This window comes from Lelliottia sp. AC1, assembly GCF_023278595.1.
Lineage (GTDB): Bacteria > Pseudomonadota > Gammaproteobacteria > Enterobacterales > Enterobacteriaceae > Enterobacter > Enterobacter nimipressuralis.
Window position 1 is genome coordinate 68,487 of the sequence record NZ_CP025699.1, and the last position, 16,025, is coordinate 84,511.

The window sequence follows — 16,025 nt, forward strand, 5'->3', positions numbered from 1 at the left end:
CGCCGACCGGCATCCCAGATGCCGGTCAATTTACGCTATGCTGAAGCCTGCTTGCGGTACGACAAGGAGCCTTCATGAAAATTTCCCAGCTGGGCGAAGCGCCTGACTATCGGTTTTCCCTCGCCAATGAGCGCACATTTCTCGCATGGATCCGCACCGCGCTGGGGTTTCTCGCGGCAGGCGTCGGGCTGGACCAGCTCGCACCGGATTTCGCCACGCCCCTGATTCGTGAAGTGCTGGCCCTGCTGCTGTGTCTGTTCGCCGGTGTGCTGGCGATCTACGGTTATCTGCGCTGGCTGCGCAATGAAAAGGCGATGCGCCTGAAACAGGATATGCCCTACACGCGCGGCCTGCTGGCGATCAGCGTGATATTGCTGGCCGTCGCGGCAGCGGTCATGGTGCTGGTGTTCTATGGCGGATAGCCGCAAAGCGCGGCGAGAAGCCGATCCCGGCCTGCAGCCCGAACGCACATCGCTAGCCTGGCTACGCACGCTGCTGGGCTACGGCGCGCTGATCGCACTGGCGATTAAACACAACTGGCACCGCACCGGTCTGCCGTTCTGGGTCTCGATTGTGGTGCTGGCACTGGTAGCGGCTCTTCTCTGGCGCTACACCCGCAGCCGCAACCTGATGGACGTGAATCACAACGATTTCGCGCAGCCCAAAGCAGTGCGTGACAAATTCTTGATCTCTCTCGCAGTACTCTCCCTCGCATTACTGTTTGCTGTAACACACTTACAGCAAATACTGATTTTTCTAGGGTCGTGAATGACAGGATGCCACGGAAGTACCCGCGTGGTTGTAGTCGATAACTGCAACGCGCGCGAGCCAGGGAAGGTTTATCAAGCGTTACGCCTCAGCGGTAACAAAAACGTCCATTTTTTGCCACAGACGGCGGGTGAAAAGCCTGTAACGCCGGAGGTGTGGGGCGAGTTCTTAACGCAGATTTTTGCGATGTGGGTCCGGCAGGATATCGGGGAGATCTCGGTGCGCCTGTTCGACGACACACTGGACGGCTGGTGCGGCACCGCGCTGTGCCAGAAGAAAGGGCTGCTGAAATGCCAGACGTGCGCAGGACGGCGGTTATGCACGTCGGCAAATGACGACGTGCTGTGTCAGGGCTATCTGGCGTTCTATGACTACAGCGCACCCTTTATGAAAGTGATGCGCGATTTGAAAAAGCACAACCGCTCGACGCAAGAGCTGATGACGCTGTTACGGCAGACGTGACGGACGGCCTTTCGCCAGATATTTTGCCATCTCCGCTTCCGGCACCATCCCGCCGCCCGTTGCCCAGACGAGGTGGGTCGTATTGGCTGAAGAAGGCACACGCACCGGCCCGGCCATACCCGCCAGCGCCGATGGCTCCAGACGAATGCCCTCTTCCTGCGCCAGCCAGCCCAGCATATCGTACATGCTCTGATCGGACAGGGTGTAGAACCCGTCCAGCAGACGCTCCATTGCGCGGCCAACAAACCCGGACGCGCGTCCCACCGCCAGACCATCTGCGGCCGTTAGGTTATCGATCCCCAAATCCTGCACCGCAATTTCATCGTGCAAACCGGTATAAACACCCAGCAACATGCACGGCGAATGGGTTGGCTCGGCGAAGAAGCAGTGAACGTGGTCGCCAAAGGCCAGCTTGAGGCCAAACGCGACGCCGCCAGGGCCACCGCCCACGCCGCACGGCAGATAGACATACAGTGGATGATCCGCATCCACCACGCGCCCCTGTTCAGCAAACTGAGCTTTCAGACGCTCACCCGCCACGGCATAACCCAAAAACAGGGTGCGAGAGTTTTCGTCGTCGATAAAGAAGCAGTTGGGATCGCTCTCGGCAGCCTTTCGCCCCTGCTCCACCGCCACGCCGTAATCTTGTTCGTACTCCACCACTTCAACGCCGTGGCTGCGCAGTTTGGCCTTTTTCCACTCGCGGGCGTCGGCAGACATATGCACCGTTACCTTAAAGCCAACGCGGGCGCTCATGATGCCAATCGACATCCCCAGATTACCCGTTGAGCCAACGGCAATGCTGTACTGGCTGAAAAACGCTTTAAAGCGTGGTTCCAGCAGGATGCTGTAATCGTCTGTCAGCGCCAGCAGCCCCGCTTCCAGCGCCAGTTTTTCGGCGTGGGTCAGCACTTCATAAATCCCGCCACGCGCTTTGATAGAGCCGGAAATCGGCAAATGGCTGTCTTTTTTCAGCAGCAAAGTGCCGTTGATCTGCGTGGCAAACTCCTTCGCCAGGCGCTGTTGCATGGCGGGAATGGCCACCACGTCTGATTCGATAATGCCGTTTTTGGCCGCGGTTTCCGGGAACGCTTTCGCCAGATAAGGCGCAAAGCGGGCCAGGCGGGCGTGGGCATCCTTCACATCCGCCTGCGTCAGCCCGACATACGGCAGCCCTTCGGCAAGCGTGGTGGTGCGCGGGTTAAACCAGGTGGTCTCTTTCAGCGCCATCAGATCCTCTACCAGAGGATATTGGGCGATTAAGGTGGTGATGTTTGCGTTTTCCATAGTACGTCTCTTCGCGCTTAGATAATGAAAGAAAGCAGGAACGTGCAGCCAAGTGCAAGTACCGAGGCGATAAATGTCGCCGTTGTATAGTATTTAAAGGTCTCGTTCAGGGTCGCGCCGCAGTATTGCTTCACCAGCCAGAAGAGAGAATCTGTGACGATCGTGCAGCCAATGGCGCCAGAACCGATGGCAATGGCGATGATCTCCGGGCTGACGTTGGGATAGAGAGGCAGCATCGGCGCGACAATCGCCGTGGCCCCCATCATCGCAACCGTGGCAGACCCGACGGCCGCATGCAGAATTAACGCCACCAGCCAGGCCAGCAGAATCGGGTGCATATGCATGTTCGATAAAATCAGCGCCAGCGTATCGGCCAGGCCGCTGGTTTTGAGGATCGCGTTAAATGCCCCGCCCGCCCCGATAATCAACAGGATGTTGGCAATCGAACCAAAGCCCGTTTCCGTGTGCTTGAGCAGCGCGCTCATCCCGATATGCTGACGAATGCCGAGCAGGTAATAGGCCACAAACACGGCGATAAACATGGCGGTGATCGGGTTGCCGATAAATTCCAGCAGCGTGTAGAGCGAGCCGGTTTTTTCCATATTCAGCTCGGCGATGGTTTTTACCAGCATCAGGCCAATCGGTAACAGCACCGTGAACAACGTGGCGCCCAGCGTGGGCAGCGTATGTTCTTCTCGCACTTTGAGGTCAGAAAACTCCGCCGGAACCGGTTTAAACGGCAGGCGATCGCCGAGGATTTTCAGGAACAGCGGGCCGCCCACCAGAGAGGCCATCAGCCCGACCAGCAGACCGTATACAATTACCGTTCCGACATCCGCGCCCAGTTTGTTAGTGACAAATAGCGCCGCCGGATGGGGAGGCACCACGCAGTGAACCGCCATCAGCGCCGTACACAGAGGGATTGCCAGTTTCAGCAGCGAAGTCTGCGTCTTTTTGGCGATTGAGAACGCCAGCGGGATCAGCAACACCACGCCCACTTCAACGAACAGCGTGATACCGCAGATCAGCCCGACCAGGACCATAATCACATCGGCGGAGAGCCAGCGGCAACGCTGCAGCGTTAGCCCGATGCGTTCCGCCGCGCCAGAAACTTCCATCATCTTGCCGAGAATGGTGCCGAGGCCAATCACCGCCGCCAGGAATCCCAGCGTGCCGCCGATGCCGCTCTCGATGGCATTGACCATATCCAGCGGGCTCATGCCCATCATTGCGCCAACGAAGAAGCTCGCCAGCAGCAGCGCCAGAAACGGGTGAAACTTCAGTTTTACGATGGTTAATACAATCAACACGATGCTTGCCAGCAGCGTCGCCACAACCCACATCTGAGATCCCATATCTCACCCCACCCTTAAGTAATCTGCGGCTATTGGACGAAAAAACGGCACCGGCTGACAAACGATATAAATTGCCGTTCAGGTGAGGCAGATTGGATCAAGTGAGTGACATTGCTCTAAAAAGCGCACTTTATTCGGCGTTGCTTCACATTAATTCATTCATAACGGATATTCTGAGGGCAGAAATACGAGGCTGAGGGGATAAAAAACCGCCATGAACGATGCGAATGAGGTCGGCAATCGCCTGCTGAACGGCTGGCAACTGTCAAAAATGTACACGTTTGAAGTGGCGGCCCGGCATGAGTCCTTCGCGCTGGCGGCGGAAGAGCTGTCGCTCAGCCCGAGCGCCGTCAGCCATCGCATTAACCTGCTGGAAGAGGAGCTGGGGATTCAGCTGTTCGTCCGCTCGCACCGCAAAGTGGAGCTGACGCAGGAGGGAAAACGGGTTTTCTGGACCCTCAAATCGTCGCTGGATACCTTGAACCAGGAGATCCTCGACATCAAGAATCAGGCGCTTTCCGGCACCCTGACCGTCTATTCGCGCCCCAGCATTGCCCAGTGCTGGCTGGTGCCGATGCTCGGGGATTTTTCCCGCCGCTATCCGTCGATCTCCCTGACCATTCTCACTGGCAATGATTACCCGAACATGCAGCGAACGGGTATCGATCTGGCGCTCTACTTCGACGATACGCCGCCCACTCAGCTCGCCCATCATTTTCTGATGAACGAGGCGATCCTGCCGGTCTGCACGCCGGAATACGCGCGCGAACATGAGTTAATTAAAAACCCAGACAATCTGCGCCACTGCACGCTCCTGCATGACAGACAGGCGTGGAGTAACGACTCGGGAACCGATGAGTGGTTTAGTTGGGCGCAGCACTTTGCAGTGAATTTGCCGCCATCGTCGGGCATTGGTTTCGATCGTTCCGATTTAGCCGTTATCGCCGCGATGAACCACGTGGGTGTCGCCATGGGGCGTCAGCGGCTGGTGCAAAAGCGGCTGGATCGCGGGGAGCTGATTGCGCCCTTCGGCGAGAAAGCCCTGAAATGCCATCAGCACTACTACATATCGACCCTTTCGGGCAGGCAGTGGCCGAAAATTGATGCCTTTATCGACTGGCTGAAAAGTCAGGTGGGTTGAAGAATTATTACGCGTAGCCTCTACACCAAACCGCGAAAAGCGTGCTAAATACAGCATATTGCTTTCGATTTCTCGCAAGGTTAACCGTGTTAAAGCCCCTGATCGCCGCTGCGCTGATTATCTCCTCTGGCTGGGTGTCTGCCGCTGAGCCACCGCTGACGGCTGCGCGCTACGCGCAGCAGCTCGGGGTGGGCATCGACGTGGACTGGGCGCGCACCGAGCGCGGCATTCGCGAATTCGATCCGCTGGAAGTGCGTGATTTTAAGGCCAAAGGGTTTACCCACGTGCGTATCCGCGTGGCCGGCGAGCCGACGGAAGCGCGCCTGATTCATCTGCGCAAGCTGGTGGAAGCCTGTGAGCAATACGGCGTGATCCCGGTGATTGCCTATCAGGCGGATGAATACAAAAACGACCCGAAAGCGGATAACGAAAAAGAGGTGGTGAACTGGTGGATTGCCGTGGCGCACTACTTTGAGAAAAGCTCGCCGCTGCTCGGTTTTGACCTGATCTACGAGCCGGCGGACAAGCTCAATCACAATCTCGCATCCCTTAACCGCGTCTACGAAAAAGCGATCAAAGCCATTCATGCCATCGATGCCGAACGCATGATTTTCGTCGCTCCGCGCCTGCGCGCGGCACCGGAAGATCTCGGCAGCCTTAAGCTGCCTGCCCACAGCCAGAATTACGTGCTGGCCGAATGGCACATCTTCCCGTGGGGACCGCTCAAGAACAACGGAAAATACCCGTGGACATCAGGCACGGCGGCGGAGAAATCGATGATTCGCAGCCGGATCACTACCGCGTTGCGCTGGCAGCAAAAAACCGGGCATGTGAGCTGGGTGGGCGGCTGGGGCGTGGGTGAATCCAGCCGCGTTACCCCAACGGCACCGCAGATGGCTTTCGCCAGCTTTATGGCCTGCGAACTGCAAAAAGCCAAAATCCCTTACGCCATTAACGCGGATTTCCAGTTTTATGACGGCGAGGAGGGGGCGTGGCGACCAGGGCCGGAACCGCTGCTGCAGGCGATGCTTGCACCGGTGTGTGAAAAGCCCGATGAGAAGCCGGGCCATCATGTGATTAAATCGTCTGCTCGTGATGCGGCTCGCGCGACGCCAGCGGCAGCCAGCACAGTAAAATCAGCAACCCCATCAGGGTCATCAACAGGCCAAGGCTAGACTGACCCGTCTGCGGCATCATGGCGGAGAGCCAGGCCAGCGCGCCGGAGCCGATGTTTTGCAGGCCGCCCACCAGCGCACCTGCGGTTCCTGCCAGGAACGGGAACGGCTCCATCGCGCCGCTGGTCGCGAGCGGGAAGAGCATTCCCGCACCGAAGAAGAACAGGGCGGCCGGGATCAGCAGCGTCCAGACGGTCATCACACCCAGTAAGCCTGGGACCCACATCATCACCCCTGCCAGCAGGCAGCTCATCACCGACTGCCACATCAGCGTGGAAAAACGCTTGTTCGGGCGACCGGCAAACCATGCGCCGAAGAATGCCGCCGGGATCGGCAGAATGAACAGAATGCTCACCACCATGCTGCTTAACCCCAGACCTGCACCCAGCAACACGCCGGAACAGGCCTCAAACACAGCAATCCCCGCCAGGCCGCCAATCAGCATCAGCAGGTAACAGGTGAACGCGCCGTTGCCGAAAAGCGTTTTGTAGTTGGCAATAAGCCTGGTGCGCGGTGCGCCCGTCGGGCGTGTTTCCGGCATCCAGCGCGCCATGCTGAAGGTGACGATAATGCACAGGACCAGCAGGAAAGCGTAGCAGGCGCGCCACGACCAGATGCTGTCCAGCACGCCGCCAATCAGCGGTGCCAGCAGCGGGCTTACCAGAATCCCCATATTCAGCAGGCTGTTGGCATGACGCAGCTGTGTCCCTTCGTACAGATCGCGCGGCAGCGTACGCGCCATCACCCCGCCGACGCCGGTCCCCATGCCCTGCAGGGCGCTGGCGGCAATCAGGATCGTCAGGCTGTGAGTGGTTATGGCGATCACCGTGGCGATCATGAAAATGGTCATCCCGACCAGGATCACCGGGCGACGCCCGACGCGGTCAGACAGCGGACCGTAGAACAGCTGCGAGACGCCGTAAGTCAGCAGATAGGCGGCCATCACGCTCTGCACCGCACCTTCGCGCACGCTGAGCGCTTTCGCCATGTCTGCAATCGCCGGAATATAAATGGTCTGCGCCATCTGACCGACGGCCACCAGTAACACCAGCATCAACAGTAAATTAACGTTCCTTTGCTTTTTCATGTCGCTGAATACTTTTGCAAAAAGAGAGAAATAAAGAATAAGTGACTGCGCATTCCCGTAAATGCGCGAGGAATCTACCACAACGAGATGACAATTTAAGCATCTCTGGGGTGAATGATTGAGCAGAAGCAGGCAGGATTTGTAAACGATATCGGCAACTTATGTTGCCAGTGTGCAGATGTTAAAGAGGGGCGGTTGCCCGCCCCTCTTTGGTGCGACTTGACCCTGAATCACCGGAGTTATTTCAGGACAGCGTCAAGCAGTTGCAGTACCGCAACAATGAGTCTCAGGATAAGAATAACCATATCCACGACGCCCATACGCGCCTCCTTCTGGCAGAAGGAGCACGATGCTGGCGTACCTCTCCGCCGCCTGTTGCCAGCACCTTTGTTGACGTAACACAGTGTGCTCATTTGGGGGTTAAGGCACTGACGGCACCACCCGTTTCAGCCAGGACTTCTTTGCGCCGGTGTACTGCTTGCGGCCCCCAATACGCACTGCGAACAAACTCAGTATAGATAAACACTGGATGCATGAACAGTATTTTGTCGACAAATTCGGAAGGCTGATCCATACTCATATTCGTCAAAAAAGAGAGCTAAAATTGCGCGTTCGTGGCCGATCGCGTATACTTCTTGCGTTGACGTAACACAGTGTGTTCGCGGAAACCAACCGCAAACCCTGAAAAAAAACCTCGCTCCGGCGGGGTTTTTTGTTTTTATTTCTCTTACAAACGAAACGTGATCCCTGACGCAAATTTGGGTGGATGAAAATATTTCCATTGTCAGGCACCGAATCCTGTGTTTGTATAAATTCTATCAATGATTCTAAACACAGGTCCTCAATGACAACTTCCATGATGGCGTCGACCCTACTAAAAACTGCGCAACCTGCCGCAGTGGTCGTCGTACGTGTGGTGGTGGTCGTCGGCAATGCGCCGTAGGGACTGGATCAACACACGAATCCAAAACCCCGCCGGCGCAAACCGGCGGGGTTTTTAGTTTAAACCTCCCGGAAAGTCGGCTCAGAACAAAAGGACTGGAGCATGGCAAGTTCGGGCACAACATCAGGCAAGACGCGTTTTACGGGCGCGCAATTAATCGTTCACTTACTGGAACGTCAGGGTATCAGCATCGTTTCGGGGATCCCGGGCGGTACGGTCCTGCCGCTCTATGACGCGTTAAGTCAAAGCACGCAAATCCGCCACGTTCTGGCGCGCCACGAGCAGGGCGCAGGCTTTATCGCGCAGGGCATGGCGCGTACGCAGGGCAAACCTGCGGTCTGTATGGCCTGTAGCGGGCCGGGTGCCACCAACCTGGTCACAGCGATTGCCGACGCGCGCCTCGACTCCATTCCGCTGATCTGTATTACCGGCCAGGTTCCTTCGTCGATGATCGGCACCGACGCGTTTCAGGAAGTCGACACCTACGGTATTTCTATCCCCATCACCAAGCATAACTATTTAGTTCGCGACATCGCCGAGTTACCTCAGGTGATCAGCGATGCGTTCCGCATTGCGCAATCCGGCCGCCCAGGCCCGGTGTGGATAGACATTCCTAAGGACGTACAAACCGCTGAAATCGACATCGAAACCTTCCCGGAGCCGGGTGGCCGTGCCCCCGCACCGGAATTCAGCGCCCAGAGCGTGCAGGACGCCGCCGCGATGATCAACGCCGCGAAACGGCCAGTGCTCTATCTGGGCGGCGGGGCGATCAACGCCGCAGAACAGGTGCGTGAATTTGCCGAAAAAGCCAATCTGCCCACCACCATGACCTTAATGGCGCTGGGAATGCTGCCGAAAGCGCACCCGCTGTCGCTGGGCATGCTGGGGATGCACGGCGCGCGCAGCACCAACTTTATTTTGCAAGAGTCTGATTTGCTGATCGTTCTTGGCGCACGTTTTGATGACCGGGCGATTGGTAAAACTGAGCAGTTCTGCCCGAACGCGAAAATCATTCACGTGGATATCGACCGCGCAGAGCTTGGCAAAATCAAGCAGCCGCATGTGGCGATTCAGGGTGACGTGGGCGAGGTGTTGGCCCAGTTAATCCCCCAAACCCACGCCACCGACAACGCCGAGTGGTGCGATTTGGTTGCTCAGCTGCAGCAGGAGTTCCCGAGCGCCATCCCGACCGAAGGCGACCCGCTGAGCCACTACGGCCTGATTAACGCCGTCGCCTCCTGCGTGGACGACAGCGCTATTATCACCACCGACGTCGGCCAGCATCAGATGTGGACCGCCCAGGCTTACCCGCTGAACCGTCCGCGTCAGTGGCTGACGTCCGGCGGCTTAGGCACCATGGGCTTTGGCCTGCCCGCCGCCGTGGGCGCTGCGCTGGCGAATCCGGATCGGAAGGTGATTTGCTTCTCCGGTGACGGCAGCCTGATGATGAACATTCAGGAGATGGCGACGGCGGCTGAAAACCAGCTGGATGTGAAAATCATTCTGATGAACAACGAAGCGCTGGGGCTGGTGCATCAGCAGCAGAGCCTGTTCTACAAGCAGGGCGTGTTTGCGGCGACCTACCCGGGGATGATCAACTTTATGCAGATTGCGGCCGGTTTTGGCCTGCACACCTGCGATCTGAACGCCGCCGAGGACGCGCAAGCCGCCCTGCAGGAGGCGATTTCCCGCCCTGGCCCGGCGCTGATTCACGTGCGCATCGATCCAGAACAAAAAGTGTATCCAATGGTCCCGCCGGGTGCGGCGAATACTGAGATGGTGGGAGAATAAGCCATGCAAAAACAATATGATAACGTCATTCTCGAACTCACCGTCCGCAACCACCCTGGCGTCATGACCCACGTCTGCGGCCTGTTCGCGCGCCGCGCATTTAACGTGGAAGGCATTCTTTGTCTGCCGATTCAGGGCAGCGATCATAGCCGCATCTGGCTCCTCGTGAACGACGATCAGCGCCTCGAGCAGATGATTGCCCAAATCGACAAACTGGAAGATGTCACCCAAGTGGTCCGCAACCAGTCCGATCCGACCATGTTTAATAAAATTGCGGTGTTTTTCGAGTAAATCGCTCAAGGCTTGAACGGCAACGCGCTTATCGTTAAGGTAAGCGCGTTTTTTATCCGCCAGGAATGCCACATGACCACCATTGCCCTTATCGACGATCACCTTATCGTCCGCTCCGGTTTTGCCCAGTTGCTGAGCCTGGAGGCAGATTTTCAGGTCGTGGCTGAATTCGGTTCAGGCCGCGAGGCGCTGGCCGGATTACCGGGGCGTGGCGTGCAGGTCTGCATTTGCGATATCTCAATGCCGGATCTCTCCGGGCTTGAGCTGCTCAGCCAGCTGCCGAAAGGAATGGCGACCATTATGCTCTCTGTTCACGACAGCCCGGCGCTGGTAGAACAGGCGCTCAACGCCGGTGCGCGAGGGTTTCTCTCCAAACGTTGTAGCCCCGACGAACTCATTTCCGCTGTGCGCACCGTCGCGACGGGCGGATGTTACCTCACGCCGGATATCGCCATTAAACTGGCCGCCGGACGCCAGGACCCGCTGACAAAACGCGAGCGTCAGGTGGCGGAAAAGCTCGCCCAGGGGATGGCGGTGAAAGAGATTGCCGTCGAGCTGGGCCTGTCGCCCAAAACCGTTCACGTTCATCGCGCCAATCTGATGGAAAAACTCGGCGTCAGTAACGATGTCGAGCTGGCCCGCCGCATGTTTGACGGCTGGCAATGAGCCCGTACTTCTCGCGGCTGGTCTCCGTCGTCGCCAGCTTTTTTATCTTCTCGGCCGCCTGGTTTTGTCTGTGGAGTATTAGCCTGCATCTGGTCGAGCGCCCGGAGCTGGCGGTGCTGCTCTTCCCGTTTGGCCTGCGTCTGGGGCTGATGCTGCAATGTCCGCGCGGCTACTGGCCGGTTTTGCTGGGGGCCGAGTGGATCATGCTGGTCTGGCTGGCGCAGGAAGTGGCACTGGCGCATCTCCCCTTATTGATGATCGGGGGCGTATTGACGCTGCTGCCGGTGGCGCTGATTTCCCGCTACCGCCATCAGCGCGACTGGCGCACGCTGCTGCGTCAGGGGGCGGCGCTGATTGCCGCTGCGCTGCTGCAATCCCTGCCGTGGATCGGCAAACCCGACACCCTGACGGCGCTCCTGCTGACGCTGACCGGCGGCCTGACGCTTGCGCCCACGTGCCTCGTCATCTGGCATTATCTCACCAGCACTGTCTGGCAGCCGCTCGGCCCGGCGCTGGTCTCCCAGCCGGTGAACTGGCGCGCGCGGCACCTTATCTGGTATCTGCTGCTGTTTGTGGTCAGCCTGTGGCTTCAGCTGGGTCTGCCTGCGGAACTCTCCCGCTTTACGCCGTTTTGTCTGGCGCTGCCGATTATCGCGCTGGCCTGGCATTACGGCTGGCAGGGGGCGCTGATCGCTACCCTGATGAACGCCATCGCCCTGATTGCCAGCCAGACGTGGCACGATCATCCCGTTGATTTACTCCTCTCGCTGCTGGCGCAAAGCCTGACCGGACTGCTGCTGGGCGCGGGTATACAGCGTCTGCGCGAGCTGAACCAGTCGCTGCAAAACGAGTTGGCCCGCAATCGACGCCTGGCGGAGCGGTTACTGGAAACCGAAGAAAATGTGCGGCAGGAAGTGGCGCGCGAACTGCACGATGATATCGGCCAGACCATCACGGCCATCCGCACTCAGGCGGGTATCGTTCAGCGGCTGGCCCCGGAAAATCCCGGCGTCCGGCAGGGCGGCGCGCACATCGAGCAGCTCTCTCTCGGGGTGTACGATTCCGTGCGACGACTGCTGGGACGCCTGCGTCCACGCCAGTTAGATGATTTATCCCTTGAGCAGGCGGTGCGTTCCCTGATGCGTGAGATGGAGCTGGAAGATCGCGGGATCGTCAGCCATCTCGACTGGGCTATCGACGAGACACTCCTGAGCGAAAGCCAGCGCGTCACCCTGTTCCGCGTCTGTCAGGAGGGGCTGAACAATATCGTCAAACACGCCAGTGCCAGCGCGGTGACGCTCCAGGGCTGGCAGCAGGACGAGCGCCTGATGCTGGTTCTCGAAGACGACGGATGCGGTCTGCCGCCCGGCTCCGGGCAGCAGGGATTTGGCCTGGCAGGAATGCGCGAGCGCGTCACGGCGCTTGGCGGAACGTTGACGATCTCCTGTACCCACGGCACGCGCGTCAGCGTGAATTTGCCGCTGCGTTATACGTAAGGACCGACCATGTTTACCTTTCTGAAAACGCCAGCGAATACCGCCCCCATTGGCGATAAACGCGAAAGAGATGCGCGTTACCGCTACTGGCGACGTCATATTCTGACCACCATCTGGCTGGGCTATGCGCTGTTCTATTTCACCCGTAAAAGTTTTAACGCCGCTGCGCCCGAAATCCTCGCCAGCGGCGTGATGACGCGCACGGACATCGGCCTGCTGGCGACGCTGTTTTACATCACCTACGGTCTGTCGAAATTCTTCTCCGGCATCGTCAGCGACCGCTCCAACGCCCGTTACTTTATGGGGATGGGGCTGATCGCAACCGGAGTGGTCAATATCCTGTTTGGTTTCTCCACCTCCCTGTGGGCCTTCGCCCTGCTGTGGGCGCTGAACGCCTTTTTCCAGGGCTGGGGCGCGCCCGTCTGCGCGCGTCTGCTCACCGCCTGGTTCTCCCGCAACGAGCGCGGCGGCTGGTGGGCAATCTGGAACACTGCCCATAACGTCGGCGGGGCGCTGATCCCCATCGTGGTGGGCGCGGCGGCGCTACACTACGGCTGGCGCGCCGGGATGATGATCGCCGGAACCCTGGCCATTTTCGCCGGGCTGTTTCTCTGCTGGCGTCTGCGCGACCGCCCGCAAACCGTCGGCCTGCCGCCGGTGGGTGACTGGCGTCACGATGAGATGGAGATCGCCCAGCAGCAGGAAGGGGCGGGGCTGACGCGCAAAGAGATCCTCACCAAATATGTGCTGCTGAACCCGTATATCTGGCTGCTGTCCCTGTGCTATGTGCTGGTGTACGTGGTGCGTGCGGCGATCAACGACTGGGGAAATCTGTATATGTCCGAGACGCTCGGCGTCGATCTGGTGACCGCCAACTCGGCGGTGACCATGTTTGAGCTGGGCGGATTTATCGGCGCGCTGGTGGCGGGCTGGGGCTCGGACAAACTGTTTAACGGCAACCGTGGCCCGATGAACCTGATTTTCGCCGCCGGAATTTTGCTCTCCGTTGGCTCGCTGTGGCTAATGCCTTTTGCCAGCTACGTGATGCAGGCGGCGTGCTTCTTCACCACCGGATTCTTCGTTTTCGGCCCGCAAATGCTGATCGGCATGGCGGCAGCGGAGTGCTCGCACAAAGAGGCGGCGGGGGCGGCGACCGGTTTTGTCGGCCTGTTTGCCTATCTTGGCGCGTCCCTGTCCGGCTGGCCATTGGCGCGGGTCATCGACATCTGGCACTGGAGCGGTTTTTTCGCGGTGATCGCTATCGCGGCGGGGATTTCCGCCCTGCTGCTGTTGCCGTTTTTGAACGCTCAGGCCCCGCGTGAGGTCAACGAAGCGTGATGCGCCTCACCTTTTTGCTCCGAGTGGGGCAAAACTAGGAAATTTTCCCGGTTTCGCCTGGACGCTGTCTCAGGCCAATGCGACTGCTGATTTTTACAATGCCTGCCATTCGCAGGTATTCATATCAGGAGTTTTTGATGCTGGCCTTTCTAAACCAGGTGCGCAAGCCGACCCTGGATCTGCCGCTCGAGATGCGGCGCAAAATGTGGTTCAAGCCGTTCATGCAGTCCTATCTGGTGGTGTTCATCGGCTACCTGACCATGTACCTGATCCGCAAAAACTTCAACATCGCCCAGAACGACATGATCTCCACCTACGGGCTGAGCATGACGCAGCTGGGGATGATCGGCCTCGGTTTCTCCATCACCTACGGGGTGGGGAAAACCCTGGTTTCGTACTACGCCGACGGTAAAAATACCAAGCAGTTCCTGCCGTTTATGCTGATCCTCTCCGCCATCTGTATGCTCGGTTTTAGCGCCAGCATGGGCGCAGGCTCCGTCAGCCTGTTTATGATGATCGCCTTCTATGCCCTGAGCGGTTTCTTCCAGAGCACCGGCGGGTCGTGCAGCTATTCCACCATCACCAAATGGACGCCACGTCGTAAGCGCGGCACTTATCTTGGTATGTGGAACATCTCCCATAACCTCGGTGGGGCGGGTGCGGCAGGCGTGGCATTGTTCGGGGCAAATGTCCTGTTCGACGGCCATGTGATCGGCATGTTCATCTTCCCGTCCATTATCGCGCTGATTGTTGGCTTTATCGGCCTGCGCTACGGCAGCGACTCCCCGGAATCCTACGGTCTGGGCAAAGCGGAAGAGCTGTTTGGCGAAGAGCTGAGTGAAGAAGACAAAGACGCTGAAGACGAGTCGATGACCAAATGGCAGATCTTCGTTGAGTATGTGCTGAAAAACAAAGTCATCTGGCTGCTCTGCTTCTCCAACATCTTCCTGTACGTGGTGCGCATCGGCATCGACCAGTGGTCTACCGTGTACGCCTTCCAGGAGCTGAAACTCTCCAAAGAGGTGGCGATCCAGGGCTTTACCCTGTTTGAAGTGGGCGCGCTGGTGGGAACGCTGCTGTGGGGCTGGCTGTCGGATCTGGCAAACGGTCGTCGGGCGCTAGTGGCCTGCGTTGCGCTGGCATTGATTATCGCTACGCTGGGTGTGTATCAGCACGCCAGCAACCAGTACGTCTATCTCGCCTCCCTGTTTGCGCTCGGTTTCCTGGTGTTTGGCCCGCAGCTGCTGATTGGCGTCGCGGCCGTCGGATTTGTGCCGAAAAAAGCGATCGGCGCTGCCGATGGGATCAAAGGCACCTTCGCCTATCTGATCGGCGACAGCTTTGCCAAGCTGGGTCTCGGGATGATCGCCGACGGCACGCCGATCTTCGGCCTGACCGGCTGGGCGGGCACCTTCGCCGCGCTGGACGCCGCAGCTATCGCCTGTATCTGCCTGATGGCGATGGTTGCCGTGATGGAAGAGCGCAAAATTCGCCGCGAAAAACGCATTCAACGACTGAAAGCGGCCTAATGGCTTGAGTGATTGTGCAGGTAACTTTTTTGCCCGGCTATGTGCCGGGCTTTTTTCATTCCCGCCCCTGTTTTTTCCGATCCCTTTCAGCATGTTTTACGCTGTCGACAACGGCGCGTTTCCCGATATCATGAGCGGCTATTATTAAGGAGAACGCATGGTCTGGATAATGCTGGCCACCCTGGTTGTGGTGTTTGTTGTCGGGTTTCGCATTCTGACGTCTGATTCGCGTCGGGCGATCAAACGACTGAGCGAACGCTTAGGGATTACGCCTGTTCCGCTGGAGTCGATGATTGACCAGTGTGGTAAAGCCGCAGGCAGTGAGTTTATCCGCTACCTGGAGCGCCCGGACGAAGCCCATCTGCAAAATGCCGCGCAGGTGCTGCTGATCTGGCAGGTCTGCATCGTCGACGGCAGCGAAGAGAATCTGCATACCTGGCATCGACTACTGCGTAAAGCGCGTCTTGCCGCGCCGATTACCGACGCGCAGATCCGCCTGGCGCTGGGATTTATGCGCGAAATAGACCCCGATCCGCAGGAGTTCAACGCTTTTCAGCTGCGCTACAACCGCCTGTTCCTGCCTGAAGAGGGCGTTTTTTTCCTGCACTGAGCCCCATGCTGGCTGTCTGTCGGTGAAGGTCAGATTTCAACAAAAGTTGTCAAAACGTTAAATCCGTCACAGTTTTGATGATAAAC

At 58.3% G+C, this 16,025-nt stretch carries 17 protein-coding genes; 13 read left to right on the top strand and 4 right to left on the bottom strand.

The window, feature by feature from the left end:
- Positions 1 to 74: 74 nt before the first annotated feature.
- From C0560_RS00315 to C0560_RS00325, 3 genes are read left to right on the top strand one after another with little or no spacing between them, the layout of a single operon-like run.
- Positions 75 to 422 (top strand): YidH family protein, encoded by a 348-nt coding sequence (locus C0560_RS00315; protein ID WP_100778263.1) that lies wholly within the window; start codon positions 75 to 77, stop codon positions 420 to 422.
- Positions 412 to 768, top strand: coding sequence for a DUF202 domain-containing protein (locus C0560_RS00320; protein ID WP_107702572.1), 357 nt, complete (start codon positions 412 to 414; stop codon positions 766 to 768). Before C0560_RS00315 ends, C0560_RS00320 begins: the two co-directional genes overlap by 11 nt.
- Positions 769 to 1,230, top strand: coding sequence for a regulator (locus C0560_RS00325; RefSeq protein WP_129035795.1), 462 nt, complete (start codon positions 769 to 771; stop codon positions 1,228 to 1,230).
- On the opposite strand, the gene dsdA is transcribed toward C0560_RS00325, so the two are convergent.
- Positions 1,216 to 2,517, bottom strand: coding sequence for a D-serine ammonia-lyase (gene dsdA / locus C0560_RS00330; RefSeq protein ID WP_248859382.1), 1,302 nt, complete (start codon positions 2,515 to 2,517; stop codon positions 1,216 to 1,218). The two genes, C0560_RS00325 and dsdA, sit on opposite strands and share 15 nt — an antisense overlap.
- 17 nt (positions 2,518 to 2,534) lie before the next feature.
- A complete protein-coding gene (gene dsdX / locus C0560_RS00335) occupies positions 2,535 to 3,872 on the bottom strand; it encodes a D-serine transporter DsdX (RefSeq protein ID WP_102105110.1) in 1,338 nt (445 codons plus the stop codon).
- A 214-nt stretch (positions 3,873 to 4,086) separates the two neighbouring features.
- On the opposite strand from dsdX, the gene dsdC reads away from it, so the two are divergent.
- Both dsdC and C0560_RS00345 read left to right on the top strand, forming a co-directional pair.
- Complete coding sequence (dsdC, locus tag C0560_RS00340) at positions 4,087 to 5,013, top strand: DNA-binding transcriptional regulator DsdC (protein WP_100778258.1); 927 nt, start codon at positions 4,087 to 4,089, stop codon at positions 5,011 to 5,013.
- Positions 5,014 to 5,099: 86 nt separating this feature from the next.
- Positions 5,100 to 6,188, top strand: a complete 1,089-nt coding sequence (locus C0560_RS00345; protein WP_123429736.1) for a glycoside hydrolase family 5 protein — start codon at positions 5,100 to 5,102, stop codon at positions 6,186 to 6,188.
- Here the strand turns inward: C0560_RS00345 and emrD are convergent.
- Positions 6,091 to 7,275 (bottom strand): multidrug efflux MFS transporter EmrD, encoded by a 1,185-nt coding sequence (emrD, locus tag C0560_RS00350; protein WP_107704216.1) that lies wholly within the window; start codon positions 7,273 to 7,275, stop codon positions 6,091 to 6,093. The genes C0560_RS00345 and emrD overlap by 98 nt on opposite strands.
- A 239-nt stretch (positions 7,276 to 7,514) precedes the next feature.
- On the bottom strand, positions 7,515 to 7,595 hold the full coding sequence (gene tisB, locus C0560_RS00355) for a type I toxin-antitoxin system toxin TisB (protein ID WP_248860317.1): 81 nt from the start codon (positions 7,593 to 7,595) through the stop codon (positions 7,515 to 7,517).
- Between the two features lie 524 nt (positions 7,596 to 8,119).
- Here tisB and ivbL point away from each other — a divergent pair.
- The 8 genes from ivbL to C0560_RS00395 all read left to right on the top strand — a co-directional run bounded on the left by ivbL (position 8,120) and on the right by C0560_RS00395 (position 15,939).
- The gene (ivbL, locus tag C0560_RS00360) at positions 8,120 to 8,218 is read left to right on the top strand and encodes an ilvB operon leader peptide IvbL (protein WP_100778255.1); all 99 of its coding nucleotides are present in this window, start codon (positions 8,120 to 8,122) and stop codon (positions 8,216 to 8,218) included.
- Positions 8,219 to 8,320: 102 nt separating this feature from the next.
- Positions 8,321 to 10,009 carry an acetolactate synthase large subunit gene (gene ilvB, locus C0560_RS00365; protein ID WP_100778254.1) on the top strand — a complete coding sequence of 563 codons (1,689 nt, stop codon included), beginning with the start codon at positions 8,321 to 8,323 and terminating at the stop codon, positions 10,007 to 10,009.
- A gap of 3 nt (positions 10,010 to 10,012) precedes the next feature.
- On the top strand, positions 10,013 to 10,300 hold the full coding sequence (gene ilvN, locus C0560_RS00370) for an acetolactate synthase small subunit (protein ID WP_100778253.1): 288 nt from the start codon (positions 10,013 to 10,015) through the stop codon (positions 10,298 to 10,300).
- A 72-nt stretch (positions 10,301 to 10,372) separates the two neighbouring features.
- The gene (uhpA, locus tag C0560_RS00375) at positions 10,373 to 10,966 is read left to right on the top strand and encodes a transcriptional regulator UhpA (protein WP_095280027.1); all 594 of its coding nucleotides are present in this window, start codon (positions 10,373 to 10,375) and stop codon (positions 10,964 to 10,966) included.
- Positions 10,963 to 12,462: a signal transduction histidine-protein kinase/phosphatase UhpB gene (gene uhpB, locus C0560_RS00380; RefSeq protein ID WP_100778252.1), complete on the top strand. Its 1,500-nt coding sequence runs from the start codon at positions 10,963 to 10,965 to the stop codon at positions 12,460 to 12,462. The genes uhpA and uhpB overlap by 4 nt, the downstream gene beginning before the upstream one ends.
- 9 nt (positions 12,463 to 12,471) lie before the next feature.
- Positions 12,472 to 13,800, top strand: coding sequence for an MFS transporter (locus tag C0560_RS00385; protein ID WP_181827077.1), 1,329 nt, complete (start codon positions 12,472 to 12,474; stop codon positions 13,798 to 13,800).
- 137 nt (positions 13,801 to 13,937) lie between these two features.
- On the top strand, positions 13,938 to 15,329 hold the full coding sequence (uhpT, locus tag C0560_RS00390; protein ID WP_100778250.1) for a hexose-6-phosphate:phosphate antiporter: 1,392 nt from the start codon (positions 13,938 to 13,940) through the stop codon (positions 15,327 to 15,329).
- A gap of 157 nt (positions 15,330 to 15,486) precedes the next feature.
- Entirely contained in the window at positions 15,487 to 15,939 is a 453-nt protein-coding gene (locus C0560_RS00395; RefSeq protein WP_123429732.1) for a DUF1198 domain-containing protein, read from the top strand.
- Positions 15,940 to 16,025: the final 86 nt, after the last annotated feature.